The 17268-nt window shown below is 55.7% G+C and carries 18 protein-coding genes and 1 riboswitch; of the genes, 8 read left to right on the top strand and 10 right to left on the bottom strand.

Going from position 1 to position 17268, the window contains the following annotated elements; all coding sequences use genetic code 11:
• Positions 1–56 precede the first annotated feature (56 nt).
• The 7 genes from thiH to OGW16_RS05015 all read right to left on the bottom strand — a co-directional run bounded on the left by thiH (position 57) and on the right by OGW16_RS05015 (position 6169).
• The gene (gene thiH, locus OGW16_RS05045; protein WP_043018021.1) at positions 57–1190 is read right to left on the bottom strand and encodes a 2-iminoacetate synthase ThiH; all 1134 of its coding nucleotides are present in this window, start codon (positions 1188–1190) and stop codon (positions 57–59) included.
• A complete protein-coding gene (thiG, locus tag OGW16_RS05040; protein ID WP_087050389.1) occupies positions 1187–1957 on the bottom strand; it encodes a thiazole synthase in 771 nt (256 codons plus the stop codon). The genes thiH and thiG overlap by 4 nt, the downstream gene beginning before the upstream one ends.
• A gap of 1 nt (position 1958) precedes the next feature.
• A complete protein-coding gene (gene thiS / locus OGW16_RS05035; protein ID WP_001583973.1) occupies positions 1959–2159 on the bottom strand; it encodes a sulfur carrier protein ThiS in 201 nt (66 codons plus the stop codon).
• On the bottom strand, positions 2140–2898 hold the full coding sequence (locus OGW16_RS05030) for a HesA/MoeB/ThiF family protein (RefSeq protein ID WP_075145379.1): 759 nt from the start codon (positions 2896–2898) through the stop codon (positions 2140–2142). The genes thiS and OGW16_RS05030 overlap by 20 nt, the downstream gene beginning before the upstream one ends.
• Entirely contained in the window at positions 2891–3526 is a 636-nt protein-coding gene (gene thiE, locus OGW16_RS05025) for a thiamine phosphate synthase (protein WP_080625875.1), read from the bottom strand. Before thiE ends, OGW16_RS05030 begins: the two co-directional genes overlap by 8 nt.
• Positions 3526–5424, bottom strand: coding sequence for a phosphomethylpyrimidine synthase ThiC (thiC, locus tag OGW16_RS05020; protein ID WP_181230910.1), 1899 nt, complete (start codon positions 5422–5424; stop codon positions 3526–3528). Before thiC ends, thiE begins: the two co-directional genes overlap by 1 nt.
• Before the next feature lie 83 nt (positions 5425–5507).
• Positions 5508–5630: riboswitch (TPP riboswitch) on the bottom strand.
• Between the two features lie 50 nt (positions 5631–5680).
• Positions 5681–6169, bottom strand: a complete 489-nt coding sequence (locus OGW16_RS05015) for an Rsd/AlgQ family anti-sigma factor (RefSeq protein ID WP_043018026.1) — start codon at positions 6167–6169, stop codon at positions 5681–5683.
• Between the two features lie 96 nt (positions 6170–6265).
• On the opposite strand from OGW16_RS05015, the gene nudC reads away from it, so the two are divergent.
• The 6 genes from nudC (at position 6266) to OGW16_RS04985 (ending at position 10631) form a co-directional block, all read left to right on the top strand.
• The gene (gene nudC, locus OGW16_RS05010; RefSeq protein ID WP_047407335.1) at positions 6266–7039 is read left to right on the top strand and encodes an NAD(+) diphosphatase; all 774 of its coding nucleotides are present in this window, start codon (positions 6266–6268) and stop codon (positions 7037–7039) included.
• A gap of 50 nt (positions 7040–7089) precedes the next feature.
• On the top strand, positions 7090–8154 hold the full coding sequence (gene hemE, locus OGW16_RS05005; RefSeq protein WP_181230909.1) for a uroporphyrinogen decarboxylase: 1065 nt from the start codon (positions 7090–7092) through the stop codon (positions 8152–8154).
• A gap of 9 nt (positions 8155–8163) precedes the next feature.
• On the top strand, positions 8164–8844 hold the full coding sequence (gene nfi, locus OGW16_RS05000) for a deoxyribonuclease V (RefSeq protein WP_047407329.1): 681 nt from the start codon (positions 8164–8166) through the stop codon (positions 8842–8844).
• Between the two features lie 33 nt (positions 8845–8877).
• The gene (locus tag OGW16_RS04995) at positions 8878–9468 is read left to right on the top strand and encodes a YjaG family protein (protein ID WP_003842015.1); all 591 of its coding nucleotides are present in this window, start codon (positions 8878–8880) and stop codon (positions 9466–9468) included.
• 186 nt (positions 9469–9654) lie between these two features.
• The gene (hupA, locus tag OGW16_RS04990) at positions 9655–9927 is read left to right on the top strand and encodes a nucleoid-associated protein HU-alpha (RefSeq protein ID WP_001044509.1); all 273 of its coding nucleotides are present in this window, start codon (positions 9655–9657) and stop codon (positions 9925–9927) included.
• Positions 9928–9938: 11 nt separating this feature from the next.
• Entirely contained in the window at positions 9939–10631 is a 693-nt protein-coding gene (locus OGW16_RS04985; protein WP_087052699.1) for a DUF1481 domain-containing protein, read from the top strand.
• A gap of 23 nt (positions 10632–10654) precedes the next feature.
• Here the strand turns inward: OGW16_RS04985 and zraP are convergent, their stop codons facing one another.
• The gene (gene zraP, locus OGW16_RS04980; protein WP_080625874.1) at positions 10655–11098 is read right to left on the bottom strand and encodes a zinc resistance sensor/chaperone ZraP; all 444 of its coding nucleotides are present in this window, start codon (positions 11096–11098) and stop codon (positions 10655–10657) included.
• A gap of 263 nt (positions 11099–11361) precedes the next feature.
• On the opposite strand from zraP, the gene zraS reads away from it, so the two are divergent.
• Both zraS and zraR read left to right on the top strand, forming a co-directional pair.
• Positions 11362–12756, top strand: coding sequence for a two-component system sensor histidine kinase ZraS (gene zraS, locus OGW16_RS04975; RefSeq protein WP_047407310.1), 1395 nt, complete (start codon positions 11362–11364; stop codon positions 12754–12756).
• Positions 12753–14078 (top strand): sigma-54-dependent response regulator transcription factor ZraR, encoded by a 1326-nt coding sequence (gene zraR / locus OGW16_RS04970; RefSeq protein WP_047407307.1) that lies wholly within the window; start codon positions 12753–12755, stop codon positions 14076–14078. Before zraS ends, zraR begins: the two co-directional genes overlap by 4 nt.
• Here zraR and purD read toward each other — a convergent pair.
• A complete protein-coding gene (purD, locus tag OGW16_RS04965; protein WP_080625873.1) occupies positions 14075–15364 on the bottom strand; it encodes a phosphoribosylamine--glycine ligase in 1290 nt (429 codons plus the stop codon). The genes zraR and purD overlap by 4 nt on opposite strands.
• Positions 15365–15379: 15 nt before the next feature.
• The gene (gene purH, locus OGW16_RS04960; RefSeq protein WP_286518037.1) at positions 15380–16969 is read right to left on the bottom strand and encodes a bifunctional phosphoribosylaminoimidazolecarboxamide formyltransferase/IMP cyclohydrolase; all 1590 of its coding nucleotides are present in this window, start codon (positions 16967–16969) and stop codon (positions 15380–15382) included.
• Between the last annotated feature and the right edge of the window lie 299 nt (positions 16970–17268).

Genomic DNA, 17268 nt, shown 5'->3' with positions numbered 1-17268 from the left:
AACCCGCGAAAGCGGGTTTTTTTGTTTATGCTGACCCGTCCTGAATAGCGTTGGACTTAGGGCATCTGGGCAGCGCGTCCCAGATAGCTGTCCCAGTCTTTCCACACGGGCTGTAATCCCTGCGCCATGAGTGCTTCAGCAACGGCTTCCGGGCGACGAGCGTCATGTGGGGAGAACTGTTCCAGTTCAGGATGGTTATCGGCATAACCACCGGGCTGGGTTTTTGAGAAGGCGCTGACATTGTTGATCGCCAGCGGGATCACATGGTCACGAAACCATGGCGATTCTCGGGTTGAAAGCGACAGCTCAATTTCTGGTGCCAGTAAACGAAACGCGCAAATGGTCTGGACCAACTGTCGCTCATCCATGATCGATGCTGGCTCAACGCCTCCGGTGCATGGGCGCAGGCGAGGGAAGGAGATGGAGTAGCGGCTCTGCCAGTAATGCTGCTGCATCCACAACAGATGTTCAGCTACCATATAGCAATCAACACGCCAGCTGTCGGACAAACCAATTAACGCGCCAAGACCGATTTTGTCGATCCCGGCGCGGCCCAGCCTGTCCGGCGTTTCCAGTCGCCAGAAGAAATCCTGCTTTTTCCCCTTCAGATGGTGGTGGGCGTAAATCGCTTCATGATAACTCTCCTGATACACCATCACGCCATCCAGCCCCAGTGTCTTCAGCTCCGCATATTCAGCTTCTGACAACGGCTGTACCTCCATCTGTAATGAGGCAAACTGGCGGCGAATAGCGGGTAAATGGTGACGAAAATAATCCATCCCCACTTTTGCCTGATGTTCACCGGTGACCAGCAGCAGATGCTCAAAACCCAGATCACGGATAGCCGCACACTCCCGTTGTATCTCATCTTCGTCCAGCGTTTTGCGTTTGATACGGTTGCTCATCGAAAAACCGCAGTAGGTGCAGTCGTTGGCGCAAAGATTAGAAAGATAGAGCGGGACGTAAAAACTAACGGTGTTGCCGAAACGCTGACGGGTGAGCTTCTGCGCCCGCTGCGCCAGCGGCTCCAGATAATCGGCAGCGGCGGGGGAAAGCAGTGCCATCAAATCATCGCGGCTAAGCTGTGAAGCGTTGAGGGCGCGCTCCACGTCAGCGGCGGTTTTACCGTTGATGCGCAGGCGGATGTCGTCCCAGTCCAACTGTCGCCAGCGGTCGCTGAACGTTTTCATGAGAAAGCCTCCAGGAATCCGGTTAATGGGCTGGTGGCGCTTGCTTGTGAACTTTTGCTTCCGGGTACCGCCTGGCGAGCCAGCAAGCCTGCTTCAACCGCCAGACGGAATGCTGTCGCCATCATCACTGGGTCATCCGCCACGGCAATCGCCGTATTGACCAGCACCGCGTCGGCGCCCATTTCCAGCGCCTGCGTGGCGTGGCTGGGGACGCCGATACCCGCATCAACCACAACCGGCACGGTCGCCTGTTGGATAATAATCTCCAGCATCGCTTTGGTTTCCAGCCCCTGATTAGAACCGATGGGCGCGCCGAGCGGCATTACCGCCGAACAGCCAACCTCTTCCAGCCGTTTGCACAGCACCGGATCTGCGCCACAGTAAGGCAGTACCACGAAGCCCTGTTTCACCAGTGCTTCTGCGGCTTTCAACGTTTCGATCGGGTCCGGCAATAGCCAGCGGGCGTCCGGGTGGATTTCTAATTTCAGCCAGTGGGTGCCCAGTGCTTCGCGCGCCAGTTGGGCGGCAAAAATCGCCTCTTCAGCGGTTTTCGCCCCGGATGTATTGGGCAGCAGCGTAACGCCCGCTTCAATGAGCGGCGCCAGGATAGCGTCGTTGTGCTGACGTAAATCCACGCGCTTCATTGCCAGCGTCACCAGTTGGCTGCCGGAGGCGCGAATCGCCTCGACCATTAGCTGCGATGACGCAAATTTTCCGGTACCGGTGAACAGATGTGAATCAAACGTTTTGTCGGCAATACGTAACATATCAACCCCCTGCAATAACCTGAAAAAGCAGGATCTGGTCGCCTTCCTGCACGATTTGCTGCTCCCACTGCTCGCGCGGCAGGATCTGCTGATTGAGCGCCAGCGCCGCGCCCGGTTTAAGCTGATTAAGCGTAGCGAGCAGGCTGCTGACGGTCTGTCCTTCGGCGCACTGCATCGGCTCATCATTGAACTGAATCTGCATGTTGCCCTCCGCATACCGGGCAGCCGCTGGCACGTCGTAGCGCGAGGCTGCGCCACTGGCTGGTTTTGCCGTCAAACAAGCGTAGCTCTCCGCTGGGCGTCTCAATACCGCTGAGTAATTTAATCGCTTCCAGCGCCTGCAAGGTGCCCATCACGCCAACAACCGGTCCGACGATACCGGCGGTACGGCAGTTGCGTTCAGGCTCTACATCATCTGGCCACAGGCAGCGATAACAGCCTTGTTCCCACGGTGGCGTGAGCACCATCAGTTGGCCGCCAAAGCCGACGGCGCTGGCGGTGATGAGCGGTGTGTTGAGCGTTACGCAGGCGGCATTAATTTCCTGGCGCGTGGCCATGTTATCGGTACAGTCGAGCACCACATCGGCACGTGCTACCGCATGCCGGAGCGCATCGCCTTTCAGTCGCTGCTGGAGCGATACCAGTTCGATATCCGGGTTGAGCCGCGTCAGGCGCTGCTGGGCAACCTGAGATTTTGAACGCGCGATATCATCAGTGGTAAACAGGATCTGGCGCTGCAGATTGCTCAGATGAATATCGTCATCGTCTACCAGCGTCAGTTTGCCGATGCCTGCTCCCGCCAGATACAGCGCGGCAGGCGAACCTAACCCGCCTAAACCGATAATCAGCACATGGCTATCGAGCAGCTTTTGTTGGCCTTCAATGGCGATATCGCCGAGCAGGATCTGGCGGCTGTAGCGCATAAAGTCGCGGTCATTCATCGCCCACTCCCGCGATATCCAGTAGCTGGCCCGTGGCTTCACGCCAGTCAGCCGCCTGAGTAATCGCGCTGACCACGGCAATGCTCCCGACACCGGTCGCCAGCACTGCCGGGGCACGCTCAAGGCTGATACCGCCAATGGCGACGGTCGGGTAATCCGCCAGTCGTTCAATATGACTTGCCAACTGTGTCAGCCCCTGCGGGGCGGAAGGCATCTGCTTGGTTTGCGTGGGGAAGACATGACCCAGCGCGATATAAGAAGGTTTAGCGGCGAGCGCGACGTCTATCTCCATATCATCGTGAGTGGACACCCCCAGGCGTAGTCCCGCCGTTTGAATCGCTTTCAGGTCAGTGGTTTCAAGATCTTCCTGGCCCAGATGCACACCGTAAGCGCGGTGCTTAATTGCCAGACGCCAGTAATCGTTGATGAACAGCCGGGCGTCATAGCGACGCCCCAGCTCAATGGCGGCCATGACGTCGGCTTCGACCTCTTCATCACGCTTATCTTTAATGCGCAGTTGGATCGTGCGCACGCCTGCCTGCAGCAGGCGTTCAATCCATTGCACGCTGTCCACCACTGGGTAAAGCCCGAGGCGGAACGGCACGGTTGGGAAATCAGGCTGGTACATTACGCCTCCTCTTTTTTGAGGTAGATTTCGCCGCCTTTGGCACGGAAGTTTTCCGACATATCCGCCATGCCGACTTCAATAGTTTGTGCGGCGGCGTAGTCGCGGACCTCCTGGCTGATTTTCATCGAGCAGAACTTCGGCCCGCACATGGAGCAGAAGTGGGCAACCTTGCCGGACTCCTGTGGCAGGGTTTCATCGTGGTAGGCGCGGGCGGTGAACGGGTCGAGCGCGAGGTTAAACTGGTCTTCCCAGCGGAATTCGAAGCGCGCTTTCGACATCGCGTTATCGCGGATCTGCGCGCCCGGATGGCCTTTCGCTAAGTCAGCGCCGTGGGCGGCAATCTTGTAGGTAATCAGCCCTTGCTTCACATCTTCTTTGTTCGGCAGGCCGAGGTGCTCTTTCGGTGTGACGTAGCATAGCATCGCGCAGCCAAACCAGCCGATCATCGCCGCACCGATCCCGGAAGTGAAGTGGTCATAGCCCGGCGCGATGTCAGTGGTTAATGGCCCTAAGGTGTAGAACGGTGCTTCGTGGCAGCTCTCCAACTCTTCGGTCATGTTGCGCTGGATCATATGCATGGGTACATGACCCGGGCCTTCAATCATCACCTGCACGTCGTATTCCCAGGCGATTTTGGTCAGCTCGCCCAGCGTATGCAGTTCGGAGAACTGCGCTTCGTCGTTCGCATCCTGAATTGAACCCGGGCGCAGGCCATCACCCAGCGACAAGGAGACGTCGTAGGCGGCGCAGATTTCGCAAATCTCGCGGAAATGTTCGAACAGGAAGTTCTCTTTGTGATGAGAAAGGCACCATTTCGCCATAATTGAACCGCCGCGTGAGACAATGCCGGTCAGGCGTTTGGCGGTCATTGGCACGTAGCGCAGCAGCACGCCCGCGTGAATGGTGAAGTAGTCGACGCCCTGTTCAGCCTGCTCCAGCAGCGTGTCGCGGAAGGCTTCCCAGGTGAGATCTTCGGCGATCCCGTTGACCTTCTCCAGCGCCTGGTAGATCGGTACAGTACCGATCGGTACCGGACTGTTACGCAAAATCCACTCACGGGTTTCGTGGATATAGCGGCCGGTGGAGAGATCCATCACTGTGTCTGCGCCCCAGCGCGTTGACCACACCAGTTTTTCTACCTCTTCTTCGATAGAGGAGGTGACGGCAGAGTTGCCGATGTTCGCGTTAACCTTTACCAGGAAGTTACGACCGATGATCATCGGCTCGGATTCCGGGTGGTTGATGTTGGCAGGGATAATCGCGCGGCCCGCGGCGACTTCATCACGCACGAATTCCGGCGTAATGTTTTCCGGCAGGCGCGCGCCAAAGCTCATCCCCGGATGCTGGTGGCGCAGCACTTCACTACGAATGCGCTCGCGGCCCATGTTTTCGCGGATGGCGATAAATTCCATCTCCGGGGTGACTATCCCCTGGCGCGCGTAATGCAGTTGGGTGACTCGCTTACCGGCTTTGGCGCGCTTTGGCGTCAGCAGGCCAGTGAAACGTAGCTCGTCCAGACCATCATCGGCCAGACGTTCTTTGGTATAAGCGGAACTACGGACGTCTAATTCTTCGCTATCGTTACGCGCGACAATCCACGGCTGGCGCAGTTTTGCCAGACCCTGCTGGACGTTTATCGCCACGTCAGGATCGCCATACGGCCCGGAGGTGTCGTACACCGGCACGGCTTCGTTCTCTTCGAACTGCGGGTTGTCTTTGCTACCGCCAATCAGCGTCGGGCTCAGTTGAATTTCGCGCATCGGAATGCGGATATCCGGCTGCGAACCAGTGATATAAATGCGTTTTGAGTTTGGAAAGGCGGTCCCTTCCAGGGTATCGATAAAATGTTGGGCTTGAGCGCGCTGTTCGCGGCGTGAAGGTTTAGTAGTGGCAGACATAGCTCATTCCAGATAAAAGTAAGGATATGGCTTGTCAGACGACGGATGAAGCAAGAGAGAAGCTCGCCCGGAGGCGATGCTATTGCAGATTGACTCTTGTTCCCTTCGCAGGTTTTAACCTGATCAGGTTCCGCGGATCCCGAATTAACGGTCTCAGCCTTTTCCACTCATGCTGTTGTGGAAAATAAGCACTCCGACAAGAAGTAACCTCAGTAAAGAGGTAATGAATGTAAGCTACGCGTTAATGCCGCAAATCTCAAGCATGACGTTTGAGAGTACTACTCTCGTGCATCGCGTCAAATACCAACATGATCAGCTTATCTTCCAGCACGAAACGGGCTTCCAGCGCCTCGCCGAGATCTGATAAAACCTGTTGGAATTCAAGGAAGTTATCATGATCAATCGCCGTTTCCAGACTGGTATCATAGTAGTTCATGATCAGCTGCGTATTGGCTTCCAGCAGCGGCCAAATTTTTGTGGCTTTTAAAAGCTGCCCGTTCCCTTCCAATTTATGGAGAATACGTTCATAAATACTGAAGTGTCCGGTGGAGAGGTAATCGACCAGGCTCTGACAAAAATCATCCAGCGCTTTTTCATTGAGTCGCATGTACGATTCTTTGCCAGGCTTAATGCCAACCAGATTGTAGTAAGCCACGAGCAGGTGCTTACGTACATGTAGCCAGCGATCAACCAGTTTATTACTTCCTCCGACGTGCTCCGTCAGGCTTTCCAGCTGGTTTAGCATGATTGACTCCGCAAGATGGTGTTAAGGAACTGCTCACCCGTAAATGTAAAAATAATGTAAACAACATGCCTGTGAAGCAAAGGTTGCGCAAGAGATATGGATCGTATAATTGAAAAATTTGATAGCGGCTGGTGGATTGTCAGTCATGAGCAAAAGTTATGGTTGCCTCATGGCGAACTGCCTTACGGCGACGCAGCCCGTTTTGATCTGACCGGGCAGCGCGCCATGCCAATAGGCGAATGGGAAGGGGAGACAGTCTGGCTGGTGCAGCAGCAGCGTCGACACGATATGGGGTCGGTACGCCAGATCATTGACCAGGATGTTGGTTTGTTTCAACTGGCCGGACGCGGCGTACAGCTGGCCGAGTTTTACCGTTCGCATAAATTCTGCGGTTACTGTGGTCATCCCATGCACCCGAGTAAAACGGAATGGGCGATGCTGTGTAGCCACTGTCGCGAACGCTACTACCCGCAAATTGCCCCCTGCATTATCGTCGCCATTCGCCGTGATGACTCTATCCTGCTCGCCCAGCATGTTCGCCATCGTAACGGCGTGCATACCGTGCTGGCAGGTTTTGTCGAAGTGGGCGAGACCCTGGAACAGGCGGTGGCGCGTGAAGTCATGGAAGAGAGCGGCATTAAGGTGAAAAATCTGCGCTACGTCACTTCTCAGCCATGGCCGTTCCCGCAGTCTTTGATGACCGCATTTATGGCGGAGTATGATAGCGGCGAAATTGTTATTGACCCGAAAGAGCTGCTGGAAGCGAACTGGTATCGCTATGACGACTTACCGCTTTTACCCCCGCCAGGCACCGTCGCGCGTCGATTGATTGAAGACACTGTGGCAATGTGTCGGGCTGAGTACGAGTAAAGAACGAGTGGTGATACACTGATGGACTGACGCAATAAGGAACTGCAAAAATGACCGAACTGAAGAACGATCGTTATCTGCGTGCGCTGCTGCGCCAGCCCGTTGATGTCACTCCGGTATGGATGATGCGCCAGGCAGGCCGCTATCTACCGGAATATAAAGCCACGCGCGCCGAGGCGGGCGATTTTATGGCGCTGTGCAAAAATGCCGAGCTGGCCTGCGAAGTCACGCTGCAGCCGCTGCGTCGCTACAAGCTTGATGCCGCGATCCTCTTCTCGGATATCCTGACGATTCCTGATGCGATGGGACTTGGGCTGTATTTTGAAGCCGGAGAAGGCCCACGCTTCACCTCGCCGATCGCCAGCAAGGCTGATGTCGACAAACTGCCGATCCCAGACCCGGAAGATGGCTTGGGTTACGTGATGAATGCGGTGCGCACTATTCGCCGTGAACTGAAAGGCGAAGTACCGCTGATCGGCTTCTCCGGTAGTCCGTGGACGCTGGCGACCTATATGGTCGAAGGCGGCAGCAGCAAGGCCTTCACCGTGATTAAAAAGATGATGTACGCCGATCCAAAAGCGCTGCATCTGCTGCTTGATAAGCTGGCGAAGAGCGTCACCCTGTACCTGAACGCGCAGATCAAAGCGGGCGCGCAGTCGGTGATGATTTTCGATACCTGGGGCGGCGTGCTGACCGGTCGCGACTATCAGCAGTTCTCCCTGTACTACATGCACAAAATCGTCGATGGCCTGCTGCGTGAGAACGAAGGTCGTCGCGTACCGGTGACGCTGTTCACCAAAGGTGGCGGCCAGTGGCTGGAAGCGATGGCGGAAACCGGCTGTGATGCGTTAGGTCTCGACTGGACTACCGATATTGCCGATGCGCGTCGTCGTGTTGGTCATAAAGTGGCGCTACAGGGCAATATGGATCCGTCCATGCTGTATGCGCCGCCAGCCCGCATCGAAGAAGAGGTTGCGACGATTCTGGCCGGATTCGGTCACGGTGAAGGTCATGTCTTTAACCTGGGCCACGGCATCCATCAGGACGTACCGCCGGAACATGCTGGGGTGTTTGTGGAGGCGGTGCATCGCCTGTCCGAACAATACCATTGCTAAGGAGTTATTATGGATCTCGCGTCGCTGCGCGCGCAGCAGCTTGAACTGGCCTCTTCGGTGATCCGCGAGGATCGCCTGAAGAACGATCCGCCGGATCTGATCGGCGGGGCGGACGTTGGGTTTGAGCAGGGCGGCGAAGTGACGCGAGCCGCGATGGTCTTACTGAAATACCCCTCGCTGGAACTGGTTGAATACAAGGTGGCGCGAATCGCCACCACCATGCCCTACATTCCTGGCTTTCTCTCCTTTCGCGAAACCCCCGCGCTGATGGCCGCCTGGCAGTTGCTCTCGTACAAGCCCGATCTGCTATTTGTTGACGGTCATGGTATCTCTCATCCGCGCCGTCTGGGTGTGGCCAGCCATTTTGGCCTGCTGGTGGATGTCCCGACGATCGGCGTGGCGAAAAAGCGGCTGTGCGGCAAGTTTGAGCCGCTTGCCGCCGAACCCGGAGCATTAGCCCCGTTGCTGGATAAAGGCGAACAGCTGGCATGGGTCTGGCGCAGCAAAGCACGCTGTAATCCGCTGTTTATCTCTACGGGGCACCGCGTGAGTATGGACAGCGCGCTGGCGTGGGTGCAACGCTGTATGAACGGCTATCGTCTGCCGGAACCAACACGCTGGGCAGATGCGGTGGCATCCGAACGCCCGGCTTTTACGCGGCTTGCAGCAAAAACGCCCCATATCGGGTAAACTGCCGCTAATTTCCGTATTTGAGAACTCATCATGTTACAAAATCCGATTCACCTGCGTCTGGAGAAGCTGGAAAGCTGGCAGCACGTCACATTTATGGCCTGCCTGTGCGAACGCATGTACCCAAACTACGCCATGTTCTGCAAGCAAACTGAATTTGGCGATGGACAGATTTACCGCCGAATTCTGGATCTGATTTGGGAAGCGCTGACGGTTAAAGACGCGAAAATCAATTTCGATAGCCAACTGGAAAAGTTTGAAGAGGCCATTCCTTCTGCAGATGATTACGATCTGTACGGCGTTTATCCGGCGATTGATGCCTGTGTGGCATTAAGCGAACTGATGCATTCGCGTCTTAGCGGTGAAACGCTGGAGCATGCCATTGAAGTTAGTAAGGCTTCGATTACGACGGTTGCGATGCTGGAAATGACCCAGGCTGGTCGCGAAATGACCGATGAAGAGCTCAAAGAGAACCCGGCTGTTGAACAAGAATGGGATATTCAGTGGGAAATTTTCCGACTTTTAGCCGACTGTGAAGAACGCGATATTGAGCTGATAAAAGGGCTTCGTGCAGACCTGCGCGAGGCTGGTGAGAGCAATATTGGTATAAATTTTCAGCAATGACACCACAAAACGTGATTTAACGCCTGATTTGTCGTGCCTGAAGGCTTCCCATCCGCCCCCGGTCTGGTCTACATTTGGGGGGCGAAAAAAAGTGGCTATCGGTGCGTGTATGCAGGAGAGTGCTTTTCTGGCATTTCCGTCGCACTCGATGCTTAGCAAGCGATAAACACATTGTAAGGATAACTTATGAACAAGACTCAACTGATTGATGTAATTGCAGACAAAGCAGAACTGTCTAAAACACAGGCTAAAGCTGCTCTGGAATCCACTCTGGCTGCTATTACTGAGTCTCTGAAAGAAGGCGATGCTGTACAACTGGTTGGTTTCGGTACCTTCAAAGTGAACCACCGTGCTGAGCGCACTGGCCGCAACCCGCAGACCGGTAAAGAAATCAAAATTGCCGCAGCTAACGTACCGGCATTTGTTTCTGGTAAAGCACTGAAAGACGCGGTTAAGTAATTCGCGTGGCAGTGAACAGTTTTATCGAAGGGGCGTTTTCGCCCCTTTTGTCCATCTGGCGTCATTCGCTGTGGCTTTCAGGTGTTCTGTTGCTGTCTGCCTGCAGTCGCCATTCTGAGCTTCCTCCGTTCACAGCCAGCGGCTATGTTGGCGATCAGGGGGCAGTACGCATTTGGCGTAAAGATTCCAGCGACGATGTTCACTTGCTCTCGGTATTTAGTCCGTGGCGTAAAGGCGATACCACCACCAGTGAATACCGCTGGCAGGGTGACTCGCTCTCTCTGATAGAACTCAACGTGTACAGTAAACCGCCGGAACATGTTCGTATACGCTTTGATGACCGGGGTGAACTGAGTTTCATGCAGCGTGAGGTCGACGGTCTTAAGCAGCAGCTTTCCAGCGATCAAATCGCGCTTTACCGCTACCGTGCCGATCAAATCCGCCAGACCAGCGATGCGTTGCGTCAGGGACGGGTGATATTGCGTCAGGGACGCTGGCATGCGAATAACACGGTCACAACCTGTGAAGGTGAGACGCTGAAGCCCGATCTTGAATCGTGGGCGATAAACCATATTGAGCGCCGCCAGAGCCATTCATCCGTAGAGGTGAGCGTGGCATGGCTGGAAGCGCCCGAAGGATCGCAGCTCCTGCTGGTCGCCAACGAAGACTTCTGTCACTGGCAACCGAAAGAGAAAACCTTCTGATAATCTGCCATCAGGTAATACTGTTACCAGTGGCCCATTCCCATATGGCCGCCGCCGCGATGGTAACCGCCACCGCCGCATCCGCCGTAACCCATTCCCGCTCCGCGAGGTACGCCTGCCTGCGCCATTGCGACATCGCGTTTAACGCGTTGCTCGTCAAGGGACTGATTCAACGCCTCCATCTCTTTTGCCACGGCATTAATTTTTGCCGTGTCCGGCGAACTGGCTGTTAGCAACGCGTTGTACTCATAACGTTTGGAGGTCAGCTGTTGGCGCAATGCGCTAGTTTGTGAGTAGTAATCATCATAAATTTTCTGCGCGGTAGCCTGCTGCTCAGCGGTCATTGGCGTACCGCCCCGTTGCTGCATTCCGTCACCATATCCCCAGTGATTCTGCGCCAGCGCCGGGGTCGAGCCCAGTGCGATAAGAGAGAGTGCAATCAGCGCCAGTTTGTTGTTCCGTTTCATGGTTCGTTCTCCTGTCGGTTAGCTTACATGCCTGTTTGCATCTTCCGTGCCAAAGCGGTAATCCCAGCCCTGCGGGCGCTGTACTCGTCGTCTCTGTAGAGAAGCGAGTAAAAATGACTCGCCAGAACGCGCTAACGGGTCATTTTTACCCGCTACTTGCAGCTGTTTGTGTCTGAGGGCAGGGTTCTTAAGGAGAAAAAATGGCATGATTTCTGCTGTATACCGGCAACGTTGAAAGGAACAGGTGGGTAAAGGGAGAGCGTATGCGTCTTTATAAGGACACGGCGGCCAGGTGGGCGAGCCGACTCTTGCTGGCGTCGATCCTGATTTTGGTCGGCTGGTTTTCGATTATGACCATTCGGGACTATGGGCGGGAAAGCGGCGCCGCACGGCAAACGTTACTGGAAAAAGGCAGCGTGCTGATCCGCGCTCTGGAGTCTGGTACGCGCGTAGGCATGGGAATGCGTATGCATCATGCTCAACAGCAGACGCTCCTGGAGGAAATGGCCGTACAACCCGGTGTGCTTTGGTTTGCCGTTGTTGATGAGCATGGCGTCATTATGACTCACAGCAATTCCTCAATGGTCGGCAAAACGCTCTATTCACCGGATGTTCTGCAACAGCTTAGTCCCGGGGAACAAGAAAGCTGGCGAAATATTGACATTCCAGCGAGGGACGGCGAAAAAACGCCGGCCCTGGAAATTTATCGCCAGTTTCAGCCGATGTATGGTCCTGGACGCCATGGCATGGCGCGCTGCGCCAGCAATGACGGAAAGCTTATCACGCCTGCGCAAACCATATTTATCGCCTTTGATGCCAGCGATCTGGCCGCGACTCAGGCAAGAGAGTGGCGTAACACTCTGATAGTCCTCTTTGCGCTGGCGGCTGTGCTGCTGGCCACCGTGCTGACGTTCTTCTGGTATCAGCGCTATCAGCGCTCATACAAAGAGCTGCAGGACGCGATGAAGCGTAAAGAAAAACTGATGGCGCTTGGGCATCTGGCGGCTGGGGTCGCGCATGAGATTCGTAACCCGCTTTCATCCATCAAAGGCTTAGCAAAGTATTTTGCCGAACGAACCCCGGCAGGAGGCGAGTCGCACGAACTGGCTCAGGTGATGGCGAAAGAGGCGGATCGTTTAAATCGGGTAGTGAGCGAGCTGCTGGAGCTGGTGAAACCTGCGCATCTGACGTTGCAACAGGTGGATCTTAATGAGGTCATCACCCACTCATTACACCTGGTGAGTCAGGATGCGGCAAGCCGGGAAATCCAGCTACAGTTTTCGGCCAGTTCCACGTTACCCGCGATTCAGGCCGATCCTGACCGACTGACTCAGGTTTTGTTGAACCTGTATCTGAACGCCATTCATGCGATTGGGCATCAGGGCACGATTACGGTTGAAGCGAGTGAAAGCAGCGCCGATCGCGTTAAAATCGTGGTGACCGATAGCGGGAAAGGGATTGCAGCGGAACAACTGGAGGCCATTTTTACGCCTTACTTCACGACTAAAGCTGACGGAACCGGTCTCGGGCTGGCGGTTGTGCAGAACATAGTCGAACAACACGGTGGTACCATTCAGGTGGCAAGCGTTGAGGGCAAAGGCGCGACCTTTACCCTTTGGCTGCCGACCAAAGCGAAACAACAGGATCAACAAGGATGACGCGCGGAAAAATCAATATTCTGGTGGTCGATGACGATATCAGCCACTGCACCATTTTACAGGCGTTGCTGCGCGGCTGGGGTTATGAGGTCGCGCTGGCCTATAGCGGGCGAGCGGCGCTGGAACAGGTGCGCGAACGCGTATTTGATTTAGTGCTGTGCGATGTGCGCATGGCGGAGATGGACGGCATCGCAACGCTGAAAGAGATTAAAACGCTGAATCCGGCGATTCCGGTGTTAATCATGACGGCGTTCTCCAGCGTGGAGACTGCCGTTGAGGCGCTAAAAACCGGGGCGCTGGACTACTTAATCAAGCCGCTGGATTTTGACCGTCTGCAGGAGACGCTGGAAAAGGCGCTGGCGCATACCCGGGAAACGGGCGCTGAACTGCCATCGGCGTCGGCGGTACAGTTTGGCATGATTGGCCGCAGTCCGGCGATGCAGCAGTTGCTCAACGAAATTGCGATGGTTGCTCCTTCGGATGCAACGGTGCTTATTCACGGAGACTCAGGCACGGGGAAAGAGCTGGTGGCCCGGGCGCTACATGCCAGCAGCGCCCGCTGCGATAAGCCGCTGGTGACGCTCAACTGCGCGGCGCTTAATGAATCGCTGCTGGAGTCCGAACTTTTTGGCCACGAAAAAGGCGCGTTTACCGGGGCGGATAAACGCCGGGAAGGGCGTTTTGTCGAAGCCGATGGCGGCACGTTATTTCTTGATGAAATTGGCGATATCTCACCGCTGATGCAGGTGCGTCTGCTGCGGGCTATCCAGGAGCGCGAAGTGCAGCGGGTTGGCAGCAACCAGACTATTGCGGTTGATGTCCGGCTGATCGCCGCCACGCATCGTAATCTGGCTGAGGAGGTCAGCGCCGGGCGCTTTCGCCAGGATCTCTACTATCGCCTGAACGTCGTCACCATTGAAATGCCAGCACTGTGTCAGCGTCGGGAAGATATTCCGCTTCTGGCCGAACATTTTCTCCAGCGTTTTGCCGCGCGTAACCGAAAAGCGGTGAAAGGCTTTACTCCGCAGGCGATGGATCTGCTGATCCACTATGACTGGCCGGGCAATATTCGTGAGCTGGAAAATGCGATTGAGCGTTCAGTGGTGCTGTTAACGGGGGAATATATTTCCGAACGCGAGTTGCCGTTGGCGATTGCCGCAACGCCAATAAAAACGGAATTCAGTGGCGAGATCCAACCGCTGGTGGATGTTGAAAAAGAGGTGATTCTGGCGGCGCTGGAAAAAACGGGCGGCAATAAAACCGAAGCCGCCCGTCAGTTAGGTATTACGCGCAAAACGCTGCTGGCTAAGCTCAGCCGTTAGTTTTGCTCACGCTCAATGGCGCGCCAGCCGATGTCGTTACGGCTGAAGCTGCCGTCCCAGCGGATGTTGGTCATCAGGGCGTAAGCGCGTTTCTGCGCTTCAGCCACAGTATGACCCAGGGCGGTGGCGCACAGCACACGCCCGCCGCTGGTCAGCACTCGGTCGTCGTCAGCGAGTTTGGTGCCAGCGTGGAAGACCTTACCCTCCGTTGAAGACTCCAGCGGCAGGCCGTGGATCTCATCGCCGGTGTTGTAGTTGCCCGGATAACCTCCGGCGGCAATGACCACACCCAGCGAGGCGCGTTCATCCCACTCAGAGGTTTTCTCATCCAGCTTGCCGTCGCAGGCGGCCAGGCAAAGATCCACCAGGTCCGACTTCATGCGCAGCATGATCGGCTGGGTTTCCGGATCGCCGAAGCGGCAGTTGAACTCGATAACCTTCGGGTTGCCTTGCTTGTCGATCATCAGACCCGCGTACAGGAAACCGGTATAGGTGTTACCTTCCGCCGCCATGCCTTTCACGGTTGGCCAAATGATGCGTTCCATGGTGCGCTGGTGGACTTCATCGGTCACCACCGGGGCCGGTGAGTATGCGCCCATGCCACCAGTGTTCGGGCCGGTATCGCCGTTACCTACGCGCTTGTGGTCCTGGCTGGTGGCCATCGGCAGCACGTGCTCGCCGTCGACCATCACGATAAAACTCGCCTCTTCGCCGTCGAGGAACTCTTCGATAACGATACGATGTCCTGCATCGCCAAAAGCGTTACCCGCCAGCATGTCGTGAACGGCAGCTTCGGCCTCGATCAGCGTCATCGCCACGATAACGCCTTTACCGGCAGCCAGACCGTCAGCTTTGATGACGATCGGCGCGCCTTTCTCACGCAGATAGGCCAGGGCAGGCTCAATCTCGGTGAAATTCTGATATTCCGCGGTCGGGATGTTATGACGCGCGAGGAAGTCTTTGGTGAAGGCTTTGGAGCCTTCCAGTTGTGCAGCACCTTCGGTTGGGCCGAAAATTTTCAGGCCTGCGGCGCGGAAGGCATCGACCACGCCAATCACCAGCGGCGCTTCCGGACCAACGATGGTCAGATCGATCTTCTCGTTCTGGGCAAAGCTCAGCAGTGCCGGAATATCGGTTACCGCGATTGCCACGTTTTGCAGCGCGGGTTCCAGTGCGGTGCCTGCGTTACCCGGTGCAACAAAAACGGTATCGACCAGCGGCGACTGCGCCGCTTTCCAGGCCAGCGCGTGCTCGCGTCCGCCGTTGCCAATCACTAATACTTTCATCGTCTGCTCCGTGGATTAATGGCGGAAGTGGCGCATGTCGGTAAAGATCATCGCGATACCGTGTTCATCGGCAGCGGCAATGACTTCATCATCACGGATAGAGCCACCAGGCTGAATAACGCAGCTCACGCCAACGGCGGCGGCAGCATCAATACCATCGCGGAACGGGAAGAACGCGTCGGAAGCCATGGCTGAACCTTTCACTTCCAGACCTTCGTCCGCCGCTTTAATGCCCGCGATTTTGGCGGAGTACACGCGGCTCATCTGGCCTGCGCCTATGCCGATAGTCATGTTCTCTTTGGCGTAAACAATGGCGTTGGATTTCACGAACTTGGCGACCTTCCAGCAGAACAGCGCATCGCGCAGCTCTTGTTCGGTCGGCTGACGTTTGGACACTACGCGCACCTCGCCTTCGCTCACCATACCCAGATCCCTGTCCTGAACCAGCAGTCCGCCGTTAACGCGTTTGAAGTCCAGACCCGGCACACGCTGTGCCCACTGGCCGCAGGTCAGAACGCGAACGTTCTGTTTCGCGGCGGTGATCTTCAGTGCGTCTTCGGTAGCCGATGGGGCGATGATCACTTCCACGAACTGGCGGGAGATGATGGCCTGCGCGGTTTCGGCATCCAGCTCGCGGTTGAAAGCGATGATGCCGCCAAACGCGGAGGTCGGGTCGGTTTTATAGGCGCGGTCGTAAGCATCGAGAATAGAAGTGCTTACCGCCACGCCGCACGGGTTAGCGTGCTTGACGATCACGCAGGCTGGCTCGTTGAACTCTTTCACGCACTCCAGCGCTGCGTCGGTATCAGCGATATTGTTGTAGGAAAGCGCTTTGCCCTGTACTTGCTGTGCGGTGGCAACGGACGCTTCTTTCACATTCTCTTCTATATAGAAGGCAGCCTGCTGGTGGCTGTTCTCACCGTAGCGCATATCCTGCTTCTTAATGAAGTTCAGGTTCAGCGTACGCGGGAAACGACCGGCAGCCTCTTTGCTCTCACCGTGATAAGCCGGAACCATGCTGCCGAAGTAGTTGGCAATCATACTGTCGTAGGCGGCGGTGTGTTCGAAGGCTTTAATCGCGAGGTCAAAGCGGGTTTCCAGAGTCAGGGAGCCTTCGTTGGCATCCATCTCTTTAATAATGGCGTCGTAGTCGCTGCTCTTCACAACGATCGCTACGTCTTTATGGTTCTTGGCAGCGGAACGCACCATGGTCGGGCCGCCAATATCAATGTTCTCTACCGCATCTTCCAGCGAGCAGCCTTCGCGTGCGACGGTCTCGGCGAACGGATACAGGTTTACAACCACCATATCGATAGGGGCGATACCGTGCTGTTCCATAATTCCGTCATCCTGACCGCGACGACCAAGAATGCCGCCGTGGACTTTCGGATGCAGGGTCTTCACGCGTCCATCCATCATTTCCGGGAAGCCGGTGTAATCGGAAACTTCGGTCACTGGCAGACCTTTCTCCGCTAACAGGCGCGCAGTGCCACCCGTTGACAGCAGCTCCACACCGCGTGCGGAAAGTGCCTGAGCGAATTCGATGATACCGGCCTTGTCAGAAACACTGAGCAGAGCGCGGCGGACTGGACGACGTTGTTGCATGGTAAATCCCCTGGATTTGACTATTACAGAGAGCGTTAGGTGAATTCTTGGCTAAAAACTCAGCTAACGCCCCTTACGGGGCATCCTTGTTGTGCGGGGGCATTGTAACGAAAACGTTTGCGCAACGCTCGCGAATTTTTAATTTTCGATTTTGACCCCTTCTTATTTCTGTTGAAAGAGGCTGTTATAAAGAGAGGATCGCAGAAACGATCGTGTGGTTTGTGGATAACTCTGTGTGTAAATGGGTATAAGGCGGGGTTTTGCTGTGGAATGCAGCACTCAGTCATTTTTCTGTCATT

Origin of the sequence: Citrobacter sp. Ce104 (genome assembly GCF_030334595.1) — a bacterium.
Lineage (GTDB): Bacteria > Pseudomonadota > Gammaproteobacteria > Enterobacterales > Enterobacteriaceae > Citrobacter > Citrobacter europaeus.
Note: the sequence above shows the minus strand (reverse complement) of the source record. Positions and strands in the feature narration are given on the sequence as shown.